The 18,101-nt window shown below is 46.5% G+C and carries 17 protein-coding genes; 11 read left to right on the top strand and 6 right to left on the bottom strand.

Annotated elements, in window-relative coordinates:
- The first annotated feature begins 328 nt into the window (after positions 1 to 328).
- Positions 329 to 1,111: a YdcF family protein gene (locus tag QUA56_RS31485; RefSeq protein WP_333366358.1), complete on the top strand. Its 783-nt coding sequence runs from the start codon at positions 329 to 331 to the stop codon at positions 1,109 to 1,111.
- Here QUA56_RS31485 and QUA56_RS31480 read toward each other — a convergent pair.
- Positions 1,108 to 1,452, bottom strand: coding sequence for a hypothetical protein (locus QUA56_RS31480; protein WP_333366355.1), 345 nt, complete (start codon positions 1,450 to 1,452; stop codon positions 1,108 to 1,110). The genes QUA56_RS31485 and QUA56_RS31480 overlap by 4 nt on opposite strands.
- Positions 1,453 to 2,425: 973 nt before the next feature.
- Between QUA56_RS31480 and glsA the strand changes: the two genes are divergently transcribed.
- Positions 2,426 to 3,349 (top strand): glutaminase A, encoded by a 924-nt coding sequence (gene glsA / locus QUA56_RS31475; protein WP_333366353.1) that lies wholly within the window; start codon positions 2,426 to 2,428, stop codon positions 3,347 to 3,349.
- Positions 3,350 to 3,558: 209 nt separating this feature from the next.
- Here glsA and QUA56_RS31470 read toward each other — a convergent pair whose 3' ends face one another.
- On the bottom strand, positions 3,559 to 5,373 hold the full coding sequence (locus QUA56_RS31470; RefSeq protein ID WP_333366351.1) for an adenylate/guanylate cyclase domain-containing protein: 1,815 nt from the start codon (positions 5,371 to 5,373) through the stop codon (positions 3,559 to 3,561).
- Between the two features lie 305 nt (positions 5,374 to 5,678).
- Between QUA56_RS31470 and QUA56_RS31465 the strand changes: the two genes are divergently transcribed.
- Positions 5,679 to 5,870 carry a hypothetical protein gene (locus QUA56_RS31465; protein WP_333366348.1) on the top strand — a complete coding sequence of 64 codons (192 nt, stop codon included), beginning with the start codon at positions 5,679 to 5,681 and terminating at the stop codon, positions 5,868 to 5,870.
- 143 nt (positions 5,871 to 6,013) lie between these two features.
- On the opposite strand, the gene QUA56_RS31460 is transcribed toward QUA56_RS31465, so the two are convergent.
- On the bottom strand, positions 6,014 to 7,123 hold the full coding sequence (locus tag QUA56_RS31460; RefSeq protein ID WP_333366345.1) for a FecR domain-containing protein: 1,110 nt from the start codon (positions 7,121 to 7,123) through the stop codon (positions 6,014 to 6,016).
- Positions 7,124 to 7,542: 419 nt separating this feature from the next.
- Entirely contained in the window at positions 7,543 to 7,734 is a 192-nt protein-coding gene (locus QUA56_RS31455) for a hypothetical protein (RefSeq protein ID WP_333366342.1), read from the bottom strand.
- A gap of 54 nt (positions 7,735 to 7,788) precedes the next feature.
- Between QUA56_RS31455 and petP the strand changes: the two genes are divergently transcribed.
- The 6 genes from petP (at position 7,789) to QUA56_RS31425 (ending at position 13,474) form a co-directional block, all read left to right on the top strand.
- Entirely contained in the window at positions 7,789 to 7,989 is a 201-nt protein-coding gene (gene petP / locus QUA56_RS31450; RefSeq protein ID WP_333070922.1) for a cytochrome b6f subunit PetP, read from the top strand.
- A gap of 223 nt (positions 7,990 to 8,212) precedes the next feature.
- Positions 8,213 to 9,307 (top strand): Get3/ArsA fold putative tail anchor-mediating ATPase NosAFP, encoded by a 1,095-nt coding sequence (locus QUA56_RS31445; RefSeq protein ID WP_333366340.1) that lies wholly within the window; start codon positions 8,213 to 8,215, stop codon positions 9,305 to 9,307.
- Between the two features lie 321 nt (positions 9,308 to 9,628).
- Positions 9,629 to 9,793: a hypothetical protein gene (locus tag QUA56_RS31440; protein WP_333366337.1), complete on the top strand. Its 165-nt coding sequence runs from the start codon at positions 9,629 to 9,631 to the stop codon at positions 9,791 to 9,793.
- A 2-nt stretch (positions 9,794 to 9,795) separates the two neighbouring features.
- Positions 9,796 to 12,402 (top strand): tetratricopeptide repeat protein, encoded by a 2,607-nt coding sequence (locus QUA56_RS31435; RefSeq protein WP_333366334.1) that lies wholly within the window; start codon positions 9,796 to 9,798, stop codon positions 12,400 to 12,402.
- A gap of 20 nt (positions 12,403 to 12,422) precedes the next feature.
- Positions 12,423 to 13,088 (top strand): hypothetical protein, encoded by a 666-nt coding sequence (locus QUA56_RS31430; RefSeq protein ID WP_333366333.1) that lies wholly within the window; start codon positions 12,423 to 12,425, stop codon positions 13,086 to 13,088.
- Positions 13,085 to 13,474, top strand: a complete 390-nt coding sequence (locus QUA56_RS31425; protein WP_333366330.1) for a HEPN domain-containing protein — start codon at positions 13,085 to 13,087, stop codon at positions 13,472 to 13,474. The genes QUA56_RS31430 and QUA56_RS31425 overlap by 4 nt, the downstream gene beginning before the upstream one ends.
- A 224-nt stretch (positions 13,475 to 13,698) precedes the next feature.
- Here the strand turns inward: QUA56_RS31425 and QUA56_RS31420 are convergent, their stop codons facing one another.
- Positions 13,699 to 15,759, bottom strand: coding sequence for an elongation factor G (locus QUA56_RS31420; RefSeq protein WP_333366327.1), 2,061 nt, complete (start codon positions 15,757 to 15,759; stop codon positions 13,699 to 13,701).
- A 635-nt stretch (positions 15,760 to 16,394) separates the two neighbouring features.
- Here QUA56_RS31420 and moaA point away from each other — a divergent pair.
- Both moaA and QUA56_RS31410 read left to right on the top strand, forming a co-directional pair.
- Entirely contained in the window at positions 16,395 to 17,384 is a 990-nt protein-coding gene (gene moaA / locus QUA56_RS31415; RefSeq protein WP_333366323.1) for a GTP 3',8-cyclase MoaA, read from the top strand.
- A gap of 61 nt (positions 17,385 to 17,445) precedes the next feature.
- Positions 17,446 to 17,958: a hypothetical protein gene (locus QUA56_RS31410; protein WP_333366321.1), complete on the top strand. Its 513-nt coding sequence runs from the start codon at positions 17,446 to 17,448 to the stop codon at positions 17,956 to 17,958.
- Here QUA56_RS31410 and QUA56_RS31405 read toward each other — a convergent pair.
- The gene (locus tag QUA56_RS31405; RefSeq protein WP_333366386.1) at positions 17,878 to 18,069 is read right to left on the bottom strand and encodes a type II toxin-antitoxin system HicB family antitoxin; all 192 of its coding nucleotides are present in this window, start codon (positions 18,067 to 18,069) and stop codon (positions 17,878 to 17,880) included. The genes QUA56_RS31410 and QUA56_RS31405 overlap by 81 nt on opposite strands.
- Between the last annotated feature and the right edge of the window lie 32 nt (positions 18,070 to 18,101).

The following is an 18,101-nucleotide window of genomic DNA, read 5'->3' as shown; positions in this document are numbered from 1 at the left end:
GGACTGCGTTATTGGCGAAAGTTAAAAACCCACCGAGGGCCGTATTTCCTCCCGCAGCTAAATTCGCGCTCGTTTCCAAACTTCTGTACTAATTTATGAAGACACAGAATATTGCAAGATGCCAGAACTGTTAGCTCGCATTCTATTTCTATTCCTCCTGTTCTCACTGATCAAATCGTGGTGGGATCAATCAGGAGGCAAAGACAATCCATTATTAGACCGGCTGCGCGTTTTATTGCTGATCAGCCTTTTGTTCCTGGCTTTTTTTGCGCCAGACACGCCAGTCGGAGCCGCGATTTTCGGCCTAATAGCCTTCTTCTTTAAGCCGTTGGGTTTTTCGATCACGCTGCTGGTGATTGCATCGGCGCTGATCACGAACGGGGGCATCCGCAACCCGGCGCCGAGAATGATCCTGGCAGCGCTGCTAGTTTTGATCCTTTCGAGTATGCCAGTTGTAGCTTACTGGTTCGCCGACCAAGCAGAACGGGACGCTGCCGCGGCATCCCGCACAGTTTGCTGCGACGAAACAGCCGCGGCGATCGTCCTGCTGGGCAAGGGAACAACTAAGCCTCACATCGCCAACCGAGTGGCCATTCAACTCACAGATACAGGCAATCGCCTGCCCTATGCTGCCGTCTTGTACAGCAAAAAAGTGGCACCTATGGTCATCGTTACCGCTGGCCCGAGGCCCGAGTTGGAGGGTTCTGTTGGCGAAGCTAAGGATATCGAGACTTTGCTGGCAAACAACATGGGCGTGCCGCGCAGCAGTATCGTTCTCGACGATAACGGCAGCAACATACGCACCAGCGCTGAAGAGGTGAGAAAGATACTCGACAGCCGCGGCGTCGGGCGCAAAGTAATCCTGGTAACATCTGCGATTCAGATGCGCCGTGCCAGCCTAGCTTTTGCGAATATGGGAATCCAGGTGATTCCTAGAGCTACCGACTTCTACACTTATCAACCCACATCAGGAGGGAAATCCAGATTCCGCTTAGACGCGGGAGATTTTCTCCCCAGTGCAGAAGCTTTGGTAACTACGACGCGAGTATTCGATGAATATTTCGGGTCTTTTTATTACTATTTGCGCGGCTGGCAGGCTCCCAGGGCCTAAAGTGGCAAGTTGCTGGTGTTTTTCTTAGGCAACAGCGACTGCTCCCCAGATTGGTTTAACATCTGATTAGAAGAAGACCTTTGTGGGGAGCTGTATTTTTTTCTCATTCCGGCGGGGTCGCCGACGATCAAGTTTGCCATGAATGCAAACAAAACCCAAAAGATAACTGGCTCCCACTCGGATTTTTTGGTCGTTGCTTCAGGGGTTTTGACAGATTCTACGTTAACTTTGATATCTAGTTTGCCTTCAATTTCTTTGCCTTTGAGAACTCCGTCCTTGCACACACCCTTAAACATCATGGGAGCGGGTTTTGGTGCTTCTGCTTTCGCATCTTCTGCCATTTTTTTATCCTGATTTTGGTAGATTCGGTTGGATAGTACATTCTTAAAGGTTCGGGGGGTTTCCGGATAGGATTGCGCGAACTCTGAAAGAATTAAGTTAAATATGCACCCCGCCCCTTGCTGAGGCTTAAACATAAGCATCTGAAGGCATTTCCAGCTAGTGCTTGTTTGTTTTGGGTAGCCGCGTTGCCTTGAAGCTGCTACTTATATATCGGGGTGAAGGGGAGATTTTTATGCAAAGTAGAGGTTTTTTATGAAAAATTGTCAAAAAATTTAGGACTAAGGCCAACGGGCATCGTTAAACAAAGGTATGTAGTTGCGCTTGGGCGCTCTTTCCTCAGCTAACCTGTTGCGGCATTTAAATTGTCTGTCAAAAAAACAAAGGTATGTAGTTGCGCTTGGGCGCTCTTTCCTCAGCTAACCTGTTGCGGCATTTAAATTGTCTGTCAAAAAAACAATCAAACTGTTGTGGGGAGTAGGGGTTGGGCGTCCCGCCCGCCGAGTACGTGCAATTTAAATGCGCGACAGCTTAAGAGCGCTTCAGCGCAACTACATACCTAAAAATTCACCCCGATTTGTGACAGTTGGCTTTAGTCCTAAAATTTATTTTCTCCGCTGAGGAAAGAGCTCTGAAGCGCAACTACATACCTAAAAATTCACACCGATTTGTGACAGTTGGTTTTAGTCCTAAAATTTATTTGCTCCGCTGAGGAAAGAGCGCTGAAGCGCAACTACATACCTAAAAATTCACCCCTATTTGTGACAGTTGGTTTTAGTCCTAAAATTTATTTGCTCCCGGCGGGCCCAAACGTCAATAGCCTGAAGTTCGAGCTTGGTTTATCTCCCCTAAGAAACCCGGTTTCTGCCAGCAAAGAGTCCATGTGACGCAATTCGATTAATAAATCGGGTTTATGGCTCAATATCGCGCCCGGAATGCCCATCTAAAATCTCAAACGATCTAAAATAATCGAGAGTGAAAATATCCACCAGCAAACTATCTTCCCTGCAACCAGAACAACTGGCCGCATGGGCAACAGAGGCCATAAATCGCAGTAAATCCGGTCAAATTCCCGCGTACATACCTCTCCTTGCGCGAGCAGACAGACAAAGGTTTGCCGTGCAAATTCGGGCAATTGACGGCCAAATTTTGAGCTGGGGCAGCATTGCTCAAACATTCCCGCTGATGAGTGCAGTCAAGCCCTTCGTGCTGCTTTATTTGCTGTGCGAATTGGGCGAAAAAACGGTTTTTGACTGCGTTGGCTGCGAGCCTTCGGAACTGCCTTTCAATTCCCTAACTCAACTCGAAATAGACCAAGGAAAGCCGAGAAATCCGATGATTAATAGCGGCGCGATCGCCCTAGCGTCTTTGATTCCCGGTCAAAATGCTGCGGCGCGCTGTGAAAATTTGCTCCAGTGGTTAAATCAACAGGCAAACAGTCAGTTATTTGTTGACGAGTTAATGCTCGATTCAGTGAAGGAAAACCCGAATCAAAATAATTGGAATCTCGCCTTGAAAATGGTAGAATCTGGTTATGTTCAAAATGCAAAAATTGCTTTAGAAACTTACAATCGCGTCTGCTGTTTGTCGGGAACTGTGGAGGATTTAGCTAAGCTGGGGATGGTTTTGGTTGGGGGCGATCGAGCAATGGGGGAAAACTGCCGCACTGTCAAAGCACTGATGGCTACTTGCGGTTTGTATGAAGCATCGGGCCGCTTTGCGCTGCGGTTGGGACTGCCTGCCAAGTCGGGAGTTAGCGGGGCAATCCTTTCGGTAATTCCGGGTCAGGGTGCGATCGGCTTTTACAGTCCGCCCCTCGATAAAGAGGGAAATTCTGTCGGTGGCTTATTTCTGTTAGAACAAATAGCTAAAACTCTGCGGTTGAGCGTATTTGATTAGATTGGGAATTGGTCATTGGTCATTGGTCATTGGTCATTGGTCATTGGGAAACAATATAATTCCGTAGGGTCGGGTTTTACGACAATATCTAATCAGTACAAACAAGCTTTATAAACCCGCCGCCACACCGCTAATAATCTACATCAACTAATGTCCCATGCCCCATGCCCCATGCCCCATGCCCCATGCCCCATCCCCCATCCCCATGACTAATGCTTTTCGCCCAAAATAGCATAAACCACAGTCTGTTCTTTTTTGCCGCGCAATTGAATCGATCCTACTTTTTTGCCTTCGTAGCGATCGCGCACGTAAGCAAAAGTCCTCCCCGTCACCAACAAATTAAAAGGACTGTCAGAAACAATTTCCTTATTCATCGCCTCCAATCTAGCAGCAACGTTGACTGCATCGCCGATCACAGAATAATTCAAACGCCGGGAACCGCCCACGCTACCAGCAACTAACTGTCCGGTATGCAAACCGATGCCAAACTTAATTAAAGGTTTGTGTTCGCTTCTAAGCTGCTGATTAAGTTGGTGCAGCCGTTCGTGCATCGCAATGCAAGCCGCAACTGCATTCAAAGCATCTTGTTGAATTTCTCGATATTCGGTATGGCAAAAAGGCACTCCAAAAACTGCCATAATTGCATCACCGATGTATTTATCTACAACGCCGCCGTGATCCATAATACAGTTAGTCATCGCTTCCAAATAATTGTTCAACCAGGTGAGCAAATCCCGCGGCCGCATTTTTTCTGAAATCGAAGTAAAACTGCGAATATCCATAAACAGCACCGTTGCTGTAAGTTCTTGAGGTTCAAGTTCTCCCTGTTCAAATATCTCAGCTTTGCGTTCCCAAATAAGCTGAGCAGTCTCCGGAGCGACGTGCTTTTCAAATAACCTCATCAACTGCTGCTTTTCGTACTGTTCCCGCAGTTGCAAAGCAGTGCCAGATATAATGAGAGTGCCGATAGGTGCGGCAATCGGAACCCACCAACAAAACAAGCCAAATAACAAAGCAGCAGCCGCAATCCAAACTACAGGCAAACCCAGAGCGATCGCAATTCTCTCTTTTACACCTCGGTTGCCCAGAACCAAAGCGGTAAGCGGGCCAATACCCAATAATAACAAAATTTCTAGGAGTAACGGCAGCCGCAGCAGCAAGCGGTGATTGAGCATATTGTCAACCAACGCTGCATATAAATAAACCCCAGCCGTAGTCTTGTTGAGAGGTGAAGAAATCGGGTCGAAACCGCTAGCAACTATGCCCACTAAAACTAACTTATTAGTCAGAGCATCTGCGGGAATTCTACCTTCTACGACATCAACAAAAGCATAGGTAGGTAAATTTTCTGTTTTCCCCGGCCAGTTAACCCAGACTTTTTTTTCCGGCCTATTTTTTGAGTGTGGGAGCCATACTGGATCTTGGGGATTAGCAGCATTGTACCTGTGAGTCATTGCTAAACCGAAATTAGGAATCCCGTTGAGAAAGATTTTTGACCGGCGGCTAATACCGTCACTATCGGCTTCCTGGCTGATGTGGCCGACACCTGCGGCGGCTGCTTTTAAAGATGCTACGGGTTCTTCTTTAATGGTTCTAGGGAGTACAACTTTGCCGTTGGCGGCGATCGCAGCGGCTAAAATATCATCTTTCGGACTCGGATCGAGGAAAAGAATGTCAAAACCAACGGCTGTGGGGGGAGATTTTTTCAGCGCTTCTAGCAGTTGGGCGTAGCGGTTGCGAGGCCAAGGAAATTTACCGTATTCCTGCAAGGAATGCCGTTCGATCGCAATTACCGCAATTCTTGAGTCCCATCCGGGATTTGGCAAAATTCCCGATTCTCGAATTTGAAATAGCGTTTTGTATCCCAAATATTCAAGGGGTTTCCACATTCCCAATTGCAGCATGGCTACAGACATTATGCCTGCTACGGCACCTGTCATCCAGGGAGGATTTGTGATTATATATTGGCGCAGGCCGATCAGATGATTGTGTTTGAGACGATCGATCCATTCTTTGAACTTCATGCAATTAATTTGACGCAATAATTGATACTAATTTTCAAAATTCATCCAACAGTATCGCTCCGGGTGCGTCGCCACCCGTAAATCTTAAATAATATCCACAATCTTTGAGCGACGCACCGGTGCAGAATAGTGAGCGTAAACAAACTCACACTCATCATTGTTGCTTTCTGGAGGCGAGAATTGGTATGACATTCGAGTCCGACTTTAGAGAGGAGTGCGAGTCATTCGATTTTAGATTTTAGATTTTAGATTTTGGATTTTGGATTTACCCCACGGATAAATTCGGGGGCTTGAGGATTTGAGATTTGAGATTTTGGATTGATTCCACGGATAAATCACGTGGCGGGTACCATCAAGAAATTTTTGGTCATGAAGTTTTACAATACCGTAAGGGCGAAGGGTTGGCGCAAAGTTTCTTTATTTTGACGAATCTGTTGGGCATCTCAATTGTATTTTTGGGCGAGCAGGAAATCTTACAAGAATTGCATCAAACTTGACTGTAAGATTTAGATGCGCCTGAGCTTACGGAGTTTCACCGCGAAATGCTTCGCCCTACAGGAAATAATCAACTCAAATAAGACTTGCGATCTAACTCACATCCTCAGAGACTGCCCGCGTACATTACTCGTAGATAGGTTGTTTAGCGAACTGCGAGTTCGTAATGCAGTTCTCTGACGGACGGGCCTCGCACTACGATTTTGAGGCGGCGGCTTGGAGGTAAAATTCCTTGGATTTTGAAGTTGCCCTTTCGATCGATCTTAATCGCTTCGTTGTTGACATAAATTATGTCGATCGGGTTAATTTGACCGCTGAGGCGATAGATATTGCCGCTGAGTCTGAACAAACTGCGGACTTTGAGTTTAGCTAGGCGAGGGCTCGCTGAGGGCTCGACGGGCGAGGTTTGAGGGAAAATTGTCGTGGCGTTGCCGCCGTTGACAGCTACTTCCGAGTCGTTGCTGTCGGATACTACGACTGCACCTTCAATAGTTTCGACTGCGGTTTTGCCTTCGCCGACGCTGACGCCAAAGGATGTGCCGCGGACTCCGGCCACGCCTTCTGGGGTTTCAACCCTGACAGGGGCGGTTTTGGCCGAACGGGTTTTTTGGGCAATTTGACTGGATTTGTCGAGTCCGCTGAAGGTATTTAGGGCGGCTATTTGGTTTGGCGGGATAATTGTTGAGGTGTTGGCTGCGCGAGTTGTCGCAGCAGTTTTGCCGATCGACAACCTGACTCGCCCCCTGCTGACAAAAATCGCTGTGTCTTTTTCGCCGCCTGCACTGTTTGACAAAGTGGATATTCTGACTGCGGTTTTTTCGGCAACTTCCACGATCCCGGTGTGGTTGTCGATCGCTAAACGGGCTGTGGAATCGGGGCCGGTGATGATTTCGTCTCCGGGGGCAAGCAGCCGATCGCCCACTACGGCCGGTCGCCCTTTAAAGCTGACTGTACCGCGAAATTCTGCTATTTCGAGCGATCGTCCACCCGCTGTTCCCTGGGCGTTTATCGTCTCTGCTGGGGATGGATTTGCCGCCACTGTTGCCGGATTTTTTGGAGCTTTTGAGCCTGTTGGCAATGCTGGCGGTCGATTTACCGAGACAATTTTAGTAGCGTTTGACGGCTGTTTGGGGGATGGAGAGAGCGGACTGGCGATCGTCCCACGAAAGGACGGCAGACAGGCGAACACAGCTAAAGACAAACTTAGGAGCGGAATTTTGGTCGATCGCCAGCACGTAAAAATTTTATTCATCATTTCAATTTTGTCATATTGAAGTTTCTCGACTTCATTTCCTCTATCCGACGCCCTTAATCCGGAAATCGTTCCATTTTTTATGCCGTAAGACAGCAGCAAAAATTAACTTTTTAAGCATTAAATCTTAGCATTAAATCTTCTTTTTATTGTCAAATTTGAGTAAACGGTTACAACATGGCAGTTTACTCAAATCTGACGTTCGGAAATTTTGGCAAACCTGACTCAAAGTGCTTTACAGCATGAATTTTCGCCGATGTCAACGTTATATAGCGCAGATTTGTATATAGCAAACATAAAATTCATTACTGTTTATGAATGCCTTTTGCCTTCTGCCGGAAGGATGACTAATTAGGGAGAAATTCTGTAGTTGTGGCAATTAATAAAAAGATTCCCTTTGCGAAGCGATAAAAAATAATTATCTAAGTGGTGTGGCGGGTTTTCAGAAGAGCTTGCCCCTGTAGAACTTTATGAGGCAAACCGAAGCGAATCAGGGAAGACGATCGACCAACTCCGACTAGAATACCGTCTTTTAGGGAAAGTTGGTCGAAATTTCGATGGAAAATCATAGCGAGCGATCGCCTGCTGGCGTTGCTGTTGAGAAGTAGACGCAAAACTGTAAAATGGACGGTTGTATATAGGTTATATAGAGCAGGAGAACAATTTCAGTGGCAATAGAAGTAGGTCAGAGAGTTAAGGTGCGCCGTCTCAGAGATCGGATACCTGCAAATATAGTGGGCAAGATAAAGGAGAATCCAGTAGGCACTGTTGACGGATTCAAAATGGTTGACGGTAGCGGAGTAGGCGTGGTTGTCAAGTTTGACGGTTTTGCGACTTGGTTCTTTGAAGATGAGCTAGAACCCGTTTAGCAGATGTTGAAGGAAGGGGGCACGACACGGATTCGGACACGGATACACGGATTGAATTTAACTGTGTTTCCTTTCGTCTCCTACTCTCCCCCTCTCCCCCTCTCCCCCTCTCCCACTCTCCCACTCGCCGACTCTCCTCTTCCTCCACTCTCCCCCCTCCCCCACTCTGGCTGAAGGTTGCGCTTAAATGTTAAAGAGTAAGCTTTGGCAGTGAGAAGAGAAAATGGCTTTGATTTTGACATTTTTGGGCAAAGGCGGCACTGGCCGCAGCACGATCGCGATCGCAACAGCTAAAAAATATGCGGCTCAAGGCAAGCGAGTTCTGCTGCTCGGCCAAGATCCGGGCCCTGCATTGGGCATCCTGCTGGCAACTCCCCTGACTTCCACTCCCCAAGAAATAGCCCCGAATTTGAAAGCAGTTCAGGTGCAAAGCGCGCCGCTTCTAGAACGCAGGTGGGACGAAGTTAAACAACTAGAAGCTCAATATGTCCGCACTCCGTTTTTCAAGCAGATTTACGGTCAAGAATTAGGGGTGTTACCGGGAATGGACAGCGCGCTGGCGTTGAACGAACTTCGGGAATACGACAACAGCAAACAATACGATGTAATTGTTTATGACGGCACCGGCGGCATGGATACGCTGCGGATGCTGGGAATGCCGGAAATTTTGAGTTGGTATATCCGTCGCTTCCGTCAAGCTTTGGTAGATTCGGATTTGGGTAAAGCTTTGTCGCCTTTTATTCAGCCGGTTTTCAGTACCGTGTTGACTGTGGATTTGTCTGGGGATAATCCTTTTCAATCTACTAAGCAAGTCGATAATCTTTTGGATAAGGGTAAGGAAGCGCTGGCAGATCCGAACCGCACGGCGGCTTTTTTGGTGACGACTGGGGATGCAAGTGCGATCGCAACTGCCCGCTATCTTTGGGGAAGTTCTCAACAAGTTGGTTTGACTGTGGGCGGTGTCATTGTCAATCAAGCATCGGTTACAGAAACTGTTGCTGCCGATTTTGAGCCTTTGACGGCTGTTTCGGTTCCGGCGCACAGTGACAATAACTGGCAGCCGCTAATTGATGCTTTGCCAGATTTTTCTGAGGCGGCAAAAGCTCCTAAACCGATTAACATAAACATTGCACAGCGTCAAGTTAGTTTGTTTTTGCCTGGGTTTGACAAGAAAGAAATTAAATTGATTCAATCCGGGCCGGAAGTGACGATCGAAGCGGGCGATCAGCGGCGCAATATTTTGCTGCCTCCGGCGCTAACTGGGAAGTCTGTTACTGGTGCTAAGTTCCTGAATGGTTACTTGATTATTTCTTTTTAGGGTAAGGAAGAAGGCACGACACGGATACACTGATGAATTATCGAGTTCTCTAATATCATGTCTCGTCGCTGGGGATCGTATAATTTGTGCGATCGTAGTGGCGGGTTTCACAAACCAGAATCGCCGGAAAAAAACCATCTCGAAAACCCGCCCAACCCAACAAGCAATCGAAATGTACATTCAGATTGACCGTGGGTGGGGCGGGTTTTTATAGATTGTGGGTCATCGTTATATATTATTCGTAAAACCCGCCCCTACCGCAACGTACATTCAACCCCGAAATCTGCTACAATCTCCAACAACACATCACCCACCCAGCCAATGTTCCGACAAATTTGGCAAAGCATCCTCCATCTGTGGCGGCAAATTCAGCGACATTTCCGCAGGCAATTGTTGGCTGGGGAGAGTTTGAGTCGGAATCCTGCGGATGATTCATCTGTTGGAAATGAAAATATTGTTACTCCATTGTTGGCAAGGGAAAGATAGAAATGAGTCAAGAGGTAGAAGCATTATTTTACCAAGCAGTTGATCGCTATGAATTGGGATATTTAGAAAGCGCACTTGATTGCTATGACAAAGTTATAGAAATTAAGCCTGACTTCCACGAAGCTTGGATTAATCGCAGCAAGGTGCTAGATAGATTAGGTCGTTATCAAGAAGCAACAACCAATTATTACACAGCAATAGCACTTCAATCTGGCAACAAGAAGGTTTTGCTTGATCATTGGTATAATCTAGGGTGTGAATTAGTAAATTTAGGGCAGCATGAAGAGGCGATCGCAGCCTTCGAGAAAGTTTTAGAAATTGACCCCAAATTCCCTGATGCCTGGAACGGTCTGGGCACTAGCCTAAATTGTTTGGGCCGCTATAAAGAGGGGATCACAGCCTTCGAGAAAGCCTTAGAAATTCACCCCAAATTCCACAAAGCCTGGAATGGACTGGGCAATAGCCTAGGAGGGTTGGGCGACTACAACGAGGCGATCGCAGTCTTAGGGAAAGTCTTAGAAATTGAACCCAAATCCCACATTGTCTGGAACGGGCTGGGCAATGCCCTAAATGGTTTGGACCGCTACTCTTGGGCAATTGCATCCTTCGAGAAAGCCTTAGAAATTCACCCCAAATGCCACCAGGCCTGGAACGGGCTAGGCACTACCCTAAATGATTGGGGCCGCAACAATGAGGCGATCGCAGCCTTCGAGAAAGCCTTAGAAATTCACCCCAAATACCACACTGCCTGGAACGGGCGGGGCATTGCCCTAAAAAATTTGGGCTGTTACACAGAGGCGATCGCAGCCTTCGATAAAGCCTTAGAAATTACAAGCGATCAATACGGCCCAGCTTGGTTCAATCGAGGTTGGGCATTTTTACTCTCAGGGCGCTACACTGAAGCCATTCAAAACTGGGATGAAGGCTTACAGAAATATCAGCCCAGTAACCACGACTATCGGCTCGTTTGCGGCAAATTGCACCATCAAAAAGGCGAGGCACACTACCAACACGGCAAACAAACAACCAGTTATTTTGAATTTTTCCACAAAGCCAAAGCCAGCTACGAACAAGCCCGCGAATTCTTGAAATCACCCCTCATCCCAGAAACTTATTTAGAAGTAATGCAAGGCTTAATTGCCGTCTGCCGCAGCTTGGGAGATCTCAAAACCAACGAGTACCTTACCGAAGCTACTACCGTCTTAGAAAATTTAATTTTAGACAATGAAACTCACCCGGAAATAAAATTGCGGCTCCAGCGCAAATTTGCCGGACTTTACCAGTTAGAAGTCGATACCCTCGTCGAGTCTGGCCACAAGGTAAAAGCACTGGAAAAAGCCGAAGCCAGGAAAAACTTTTGCCTGCAATGGATGCGCGCAGGTTGGCAAAACCGCACCGAAAGCCCGACTTATCCCCAAATCCGAGACTTACTGGCAAACAACACCGAAACCGCGATTATTTACTGGCATCTCAGCCCAGTTTCCCTGACTGTTTTTATCATTACCCCAGACAAGTTTGAAGTTATTTCCACACCTCTGTGCGACTTATTCCCAAATGACAACAGTCTGAGTTTAGAAAAATGGCTCAAAAACTGGAAATTCAACTATCAAAATTACGGCAAAACTACCAGCAAACAGCAAAACAAAGAATCCCATCCCTGGCGCGAGTCAATGACAGCACAATTGCAACAACTCGCTGACATCCTGAAAATTCCCGAAATTTGTACGCACCTCACCAATATCCAACACTTAATCTTAATTCCCCACCGCGACTTGCACCTGCTGCCACTGCACTTTTTATTCTCAGATAATCTTTTCACTATCACTTATCTGCCCAGCATCCAAGCTGGGATAGACAGACTAGACAGACAACCCTCACCTTCAATGTCTCTGCTGTTGGTAGAAAGCCCCGATCCATTACTTTTTGCTGAAATAGAAGCGCCCGCGATCGCGAATTTTCACCTTAACTGCAATACCATCTCCAGTTCACAAGCTACCACAGACAATCTTAAAGAAGCTCTGCAACAAGCTGCTGACATATTCCATTTTACAGGTCACGCCTACCACAACACAAAACAGCCGTCCCAGTCAGCGCTAATCCTGAAAAACAAACAGCCCCTAACTTCACAAAAAATCGCCAAATTTGATTTGAAAAGCTATTATCTAGTCTGCCTTTCGGCTTGCGAAACCGGCATAACAGGAAAAGAAGAACTGATAGATGAATTTGTCGGTTTAGCCAGCAGCTTTTTAGCTGCGGGTGCTGTTTACGCCCTCAGCACTCTTTGGATAGTTGATGAGATATCTAGCGCTTTAATGATGATTCGATTCTATCAAATTCTCAACGAACAGCGTTGCCAAAATAAGTTGCATCCGGCACTAGCCCTCAAAGAAGCGCAAAAATGGCTCCGAACTATTACTTACAGCGAACTATCCAACTGGTATCTGGAATTGTCTGAAATAACGAAAGACAATTCCGGTTGCAGTCAAGATTTGAGAGACGAAGCTAACCTCATCCGCAGAGATAGTGCTAAAATTGAATCTGACAAACCTCCTTATGCCGATCTCTACCACTGGGCAGGTTTCACAATTACTGGTAAAGTTAATCCCTAACTTCCAAACCATCGACTATTATGAAAGAAAGAGATATTATTAGGCTGCAAGCCCTTGGCGCTGCTTTAGCTAAACTCGATTCATCTGTCCAGCTTGGCGAGTTGGAAGAGAATATAAGTCTTGAGATATTGGCTTTAGAAAAATTAGCCGAACAAAACCACACTCTGAACGAAATTTACACAAAAGAACGCCTCGACTTAAAAGAACAGTACCAAGCAAAATCAAAAGACAAACGATACCAGCCGACAAGTGACAGCATTTACAGCACGGATGCTGCAAATTTAAGCCCTTCGTTTCCTCAGCCGCCAGGAGAAGTGGAGAATCCCTCTGAAATAGCTAAAGCCTTTGACAATTTAATTGCATCTTTTAATAAAATCAAAAGCCTTTACGCGGTTGAAAACCCTATAGAAAGTTTTCAAATCATCATGGAACAAGAAGCGATCGCACCTTTGATTCTGGAAGGTTACGATCGCATTCGAGCGCTATTTCCTACGGAAAGATTAGGCTTGGAAGTGAAAACCGATCCAGAAATTGCCAACTGGCGATCGCTGTGGATTACCATTTACACCAAACTCGAAGTCGATGAAGCTTTTGCAAAGTTAAAAAATCTCGATCGCACTTGGTGGCTAGACGCGAGTCTTGTCATTCCTAACAATATACTAAACATTGACTTGGGGTGGGAATGAAATTCGATTGGGAGGAATACTTTAATTTAGCAAAAGAGCTAGCTGGAACCACTGAAGAAGCAAAATTGCGTTCTGCTGTAAGTAGAGCTTACTATTCTGTGTTTTGCCTAGCACGGAATTACTTGCGCGACATTCAACAAGATCCCAGACTCTCGCGCAATAAAACTTATGATATCAATGACCATCAATATGTAGCTGAAGAATTTATTCACAATCAATCAAAATCCCAGCCAATGATAGAGATAGGTAAAGATTTAACTCGCTTGAGAAAAATGAGGAATAAAGCTGATTATGAAGATACTATGTTTAACTTACAAAGAGAAGCGAGAACTGGGTTAATGCTAGCTGAGAATATTATTTCAGCGTTAAGTAACTTAACTCAATAATCCGGTAAATCTGAGATGTTGCACCATTCTCAATAAGCTTTTTATGAACAGGCTCTCCGGCCTGTGAAGCGAGAAAATTCACTCTTTGTGGAACAGGCATCTTGCCTGTTAAGCGAGAATGGTGCAAGATGTGAGGTAAATGGGAATTGAACCCAATAAACTTTAATGGCAACTCGTGCAAAAACCCGGTTTCTTCAAGAAACCGGGTTTTTTAAGACAATTAACTAACTTTTACCGTTACCGTTTCCATTGCCGCCAGTCGTTAGCAAAACCCGCTTAGCTAAAGGTTCCGGCACTTCTTGCAATCGATCGAACTCCCAATTAAAAAATCCTACTCCCATTGTCTGCGATCGCAATTCTACGATCAAATTCTGCATTTCTGCGATCGGCAAATAAGCCGAAACTGCATCCCATCCCTTCCAGTCTTGTTTACCTTCGTAGCCGAGAATTTGGCCGCGGTGTCCGCTGACCAACTGCAACACCTTTGATGTACACTCGTTCGGAGCGCAAATTTCAACTTTGGCGATCGGCTCCAGCAATGCCGGTTCGCACTTCGCCATTCCCTCCTGCATCGCCAAACGCGCCGCTTGCTTGAAAGCTTGTTCGGAACTGTCAACGGAATGGTAGGAACCGTTCGTCAGCGTCACCGCTACATCTACCACCGGGAAACCCAGCGGGCCGCGATCCAAATACTCGCGCACTCCCACTTCCACGCCGGGAATGTACTGTTTTGGGACGACGCCGCCGACTATTTTGTCGCTAAAGGTGAAACCTTCTCCGCGAGGCTGCGGTTGAATGTCGAGGTACACGTCGCCAAACTGTCCGTGCCCGCCGCTTTGGTGTTTGTAGCGCCCGTGGATGGAAGATACGGGTTTGCGGATGGTTTCTTTGTACGGCACTTGCGGTAAGTGAGTTACCATCGGCAAATTATACTTGCGGCGCAACCTGTCTAAGGCTACTTTCAGGTGGATTTCGCCTTGACCCCAAAGTATAACTTCGTGAGTGTCGCCGTGCTGTTCCCAGACTAAAGATGGGTCTTCTTCTAGCAATTTAGCTAAAGCGGAGCTCAGCTTAACTTCATCGTTGCGCTTTTCTGGGACGATCGCCAGTGCGTAGACAGGCGGGATGATTTCGGCTTTTGGCAATAATTCCTCCGAACCCAGCACATCGCCTGTTTTCAAGCCTTCTAGCCTTCCCACAGCCACAATTTCCCCGGCGCTGGCGGATTGCAAACTTTGCGTTTGCTGGCCGGTCAAGCGGTACAAACCGTTAACTCGAACGCCGTTCAAATTTGCTCCGTCTGCCAGCGTCCCCCGCCACATTCTCACTAACGATAGTTTACCTCCCTGCGGCGTGTAATAGGTTTTGAGGATTTGAGCCAGAACTTTGTTTTCACTTTGTATAATGCTGCGGCGATCGGCTGTCGTTTCCGGTGTCGGCGCTTCCCTCAGCAAAGCTTCCAGCAGAGGCCGATCGCCGAAATCTTGTTCGGCGATGCCGATGAATACTGGCACAATTAAATCTGCGCCTAATTCCATCTTTAAATCGCGGGTAATTTCTTCGGCGTCGGGATTGATTTCTTCGAGCAATTCTTCGAGTAAATGGTCGTCAAAATTCGCCAATTCTTCGAGCATTTCCTGCCGCGCTGCGCTTTCTTGTGCTTTGAGGTGTTCTGGAAGCGGGACGGGATCTGCGGCGGCGCCCGGATGGTAGTGGTAAGCTTGTTCGGTTACTAAGTCGATAAAACCGATGATTTGTTCGTTTTTGCCGATCGGATATTGGTGAGGTACGATCGGTCTGCTGGAAACGGATTTGAGTGCGTTGAGGATGTCGGTGAAGTTGCTACCGCAAGTAGTTTCGTCTGTACACGCGCGATCGATCTTGTTGATGAAAACTAGGTGGGGAATTTCCCAATCATCGAGGAATTTAAACAGGGGTGCGAGGGTTAAAGTGCGATCGGCAACGGGTTCGCAAACAATGACTGCTGCATCGACACCGATGAGTGCATTGTAAGTTTCTTGGGCAAATTCTACCGAACCCGGACAGTCGAGAAATGTGAAGCGGACGCCTTCATATTCAGCGGTGGCGGCGTTTACTTCTACGCTCATTTTGCGATCGCGCGCTTCCGGGGAACTATCACCTATTGTGTTGCCATCTTTGACATTTCCTTTGCGAGAAATTGTCCCTGTCACCGACAGCAAACTTTCGAACAGTGCGGTTTTACCGCTTAAATAAGGGCCAACAATTGCAACGTTTCGCGTGGCCCCAAGGACTTTTTCGTTCATATTGCCTCCAACAGAAAACTTGTTTTCCATTGCTCTTGGTGCAATCAGTTCAATACCATTTTCTAGACTTTTTCTAGGTTAATTTTTATTGCATTTTCGAGCAACTTCTGGTTTTGGTATGATTTAATACTTTTGACGCTAGCGTATTTTGAGCGACCAAAACACAAATTGTAGTTTTTCTTAATATTTTGAATATTTAACCGCAGATGAACGCAGATCGGATTTTCGTTCCCAGGCAAAGCCCATTGGTAACAGCTTAAGACTGAAACTCATAATAAATGTCGCTTGTAGTTGAGTCTCGATCCCCCTCGCATCGCCCTTAAAAACTTGTGTGTACACGGTAGGCTTATTAAGGGGGGGTTAGGGGGGATCGGATTCTACGGGGTCTCATAAAAAATTGGTATCAGATTTACTCTACAGGCGGGAGCTGGGGGCTTGTATCTCTCTATAAGTGTATTTTAGATTTTAGATTTTAGATTTTATCTACAGGCGGGATCTGGGGGGCTTGTATCCCTTTTTGGATGATATCAATTGTATTTTAGATTAGAGATTTTAGATTAGAGATTACTCTACAGCCGATAATGGCAGAAAATCGAATGAGCATTTATAATTAACTAATATTGCAAAGTATTGACATGAACCCCGTAGACTACCTTCGGATTAGCTTGATAGACCGCTGCAACTTCCGCTGTCTCTACTGTATGCCGGAAGGTAGCGAGTTGGACTATGTATTGCAGCAGCAGTTGTTAACTCACTCGGAATTGCTAACTCTGCTGCGGGAAGTTTTCATACCCGTGGGATTTACCAAGTTTCGCTTGACTGGAGGGGAACCGCTGCTGCGGCCTGGGGTGGTGGAATTGGTGAGGTCGATCGCCTCAATGCCCGAAACGCGAGATTTATCGATGACAACTAACGGATTTTTGCTCGCCGGAATGGCCGAAAATCTCTACAATGCTGGTTTGCGCCGGATTAATATTAGTTTGGATTCGCTGGAACCGGAGACTTTCGATAAGATAATTGGCAGTCGCGGACGATCGCGGTGGACGCAGGTTTGGGAGGGAATTCAAGCGGCTTATCAAGCAGGATTCGACCCGCTGAAACTGAATGTTGTGGTAATTCCCGGTGTGAATGACGGCGAAATATTGGATTTGGCTGCGTTAACAATTAACCGGAATTGGCACGTTCGATTTATTGAGTTTATGCCGATCGGCAATGGGGATTTATTTGGCGATAAAGGTTGGGTAGCATCGGCAGATTTGCGGCAACAAATTAGCGACAAATACGGGTTAGCCGAGTCGGGAGTTCGAGGTAACGGGCCGGCGGATGTGTTTCAAATTCCGGGGGCGAAAGGCACTTTAGGATTTATCAGTCAAATGTCCGAGTGTTTTTGCGATCGCTGCAACCGGATGCGTTTGTCTGCGGACGGGTGGCTGCGGCCTTGTCTGCTGAACGAAACGGGTCAAATTGACTTAAAAACTGCTTTACGGGATGGGGTGTCTACAGGCGAATTGCGCGATCGAGTGCAGCAGATATTGAATATTAAACCGGAGATTAATTTCAAACAGCGAGATTCGGGAACTACTCAAGGAAATTACAGCCGCACAATGTCTCAAATCGGCGGGTGAACTGCCCGAAATCGATAATTTATTTGGTACACTTAAGACATCATCCAATTTTGTAAGTCAGATGAACACCATCTCGATCGCCATTTCAGACCTGCTGATGCTGAAGCTACAAAAAGTTGCTGCCCAGATGAATGTATCGATCGAAGAATTAGTCTTGATGAACATTGAAAGCTCGATCGCGCAACGAGAAAATCCCGCAGCAACTACCGATCGAGATATTTGCAATCAAAATGCTGAAATTGCGATCGAGGTAATTGACAAATTTTATACTCTTGCTACGGAATGGCAGAGTGAAGTTGGGGGAATGTCTTCGACAGCTCAAATGTCTCAGCATCCTGCATATCAGGAAATTATTAATATGGGTTCTCAAGTCGTACCGCTGTTGCTATCGGAACTGAAAAAAAATCCCCTTTACTGGTTAGCTGCATTGAATGAAATTACGGGTGAAAATCCTATTAAACCGGAACAAAGGGGAAGGGTAAAACAGATGGCATCAGCTTGGATAGAGTGGGGTAAAGATCGAGGCTACGCGACTATTAGCAACATCGAGCCAACCTTCAATCGCATCTTTTAAATTAGCCATCACTTCATCCATAGTATCTCCTTCGGTAATGCACCCAGGAAGTGCGGGAACTTCAGCCAGGGCGAACGCATCTAAATTGTATGTTAGCAGAACCTGGTATATTGGAGAATGATTATTGAGTACCTACCAAATAT

The sequence above is a fragment of the Microcoleus sp. N3A4 genome, assembly GCF_036701805.1.
In the GTDB taxonomy this organism is placed as follows: Bacteria; Cyanobacteriota; Cyanobacteriia; order Cyanobacteriales; family Microcoleaceae; genus Microcoleus.
Note: the sequence above shows the minus strand (reverse complement) of the source record. Positions and strands in the feature narration are given on the sequence as shown.

Bases quoted from the DNA above. Each gene is read 5' to 3' on its own strand.
- QUA56_RS31440 (WP_333366337.1), top strand. From the start codon at position 9,629: ATGTTCCGACAAATTTGGCAAAGCATCCTCCATCTGTGGCGGCAAATT.
- QUA56_RS31430 (WP_333366333.1), top strand. From the start codon at position 12,423: ATGAAAGAAAGAGATATTATTAGGCTGCAAGCCCTTGGCGCTGCTTTA.
- QUA56_RS31445 (WP_333366340.1), top strand. From the start codon at position 8,213: ATGGCTTTGATTTTGACATTTTTGGGCAAAGGCGGCACTGGCCGCAGC.
- QUA56_RS31420 (WP_333366327.1), bottom strand. From the start codon at position 15,759: ATGAACGAAAAAGTCCTTGGGGCCACGCGAAACGTTGCAATTGTTGGC.
- QUA56_RS31435 (WP_333366334.1), top strand. From the start codon at position 9,796: ATGAGTCAAGAGGTAGAAGCATTATTTTACCAAGCAGTTGATCGCTAT.
- moaA (WP_333366323.1), top strand. From the start codon at position 16,395: ATGAACCCCGTAGACTACCTTCGGATTAGCTTGATAGACCGCTGCAAC.
- QUA56_RS31460 (WP_333366345.1), bottom strand. From the start codon at position 7,123: ATGATGAATAAAATTTTTACGTGCTGGCGATCGACCAAAATTCCGCTC.
- QUA56_RS31425 (WP_333366330.1), top strand. From the start codon at position 13,085: ATGAAATTCGATTGGGAGGAATACTTTAATTTAGCAAAAGAGCTAGCT.
- QUA56_RS31480 (WP_333366355.1), bottom strand. From the start codon at position 1,452: ATGGCAGAAGATGCGAAAGCAGAAGCACCAAAACCCGCTCCCATGATG.
- QUA56_RS31410 (WP_333366321.1), top strand. From the start codon at position 17,446: ATGAACACCATCTCGATCGCCATTTCAGACCTGCTGATGCTGAAGCTA.
- QUA56_RS31470 (WP_333366351.1), bottom strand. From the start codon at position 5,373: ATGAAGTTCAAAGAATGGATCGATCGTCTCAAACACAATCATCTGATC.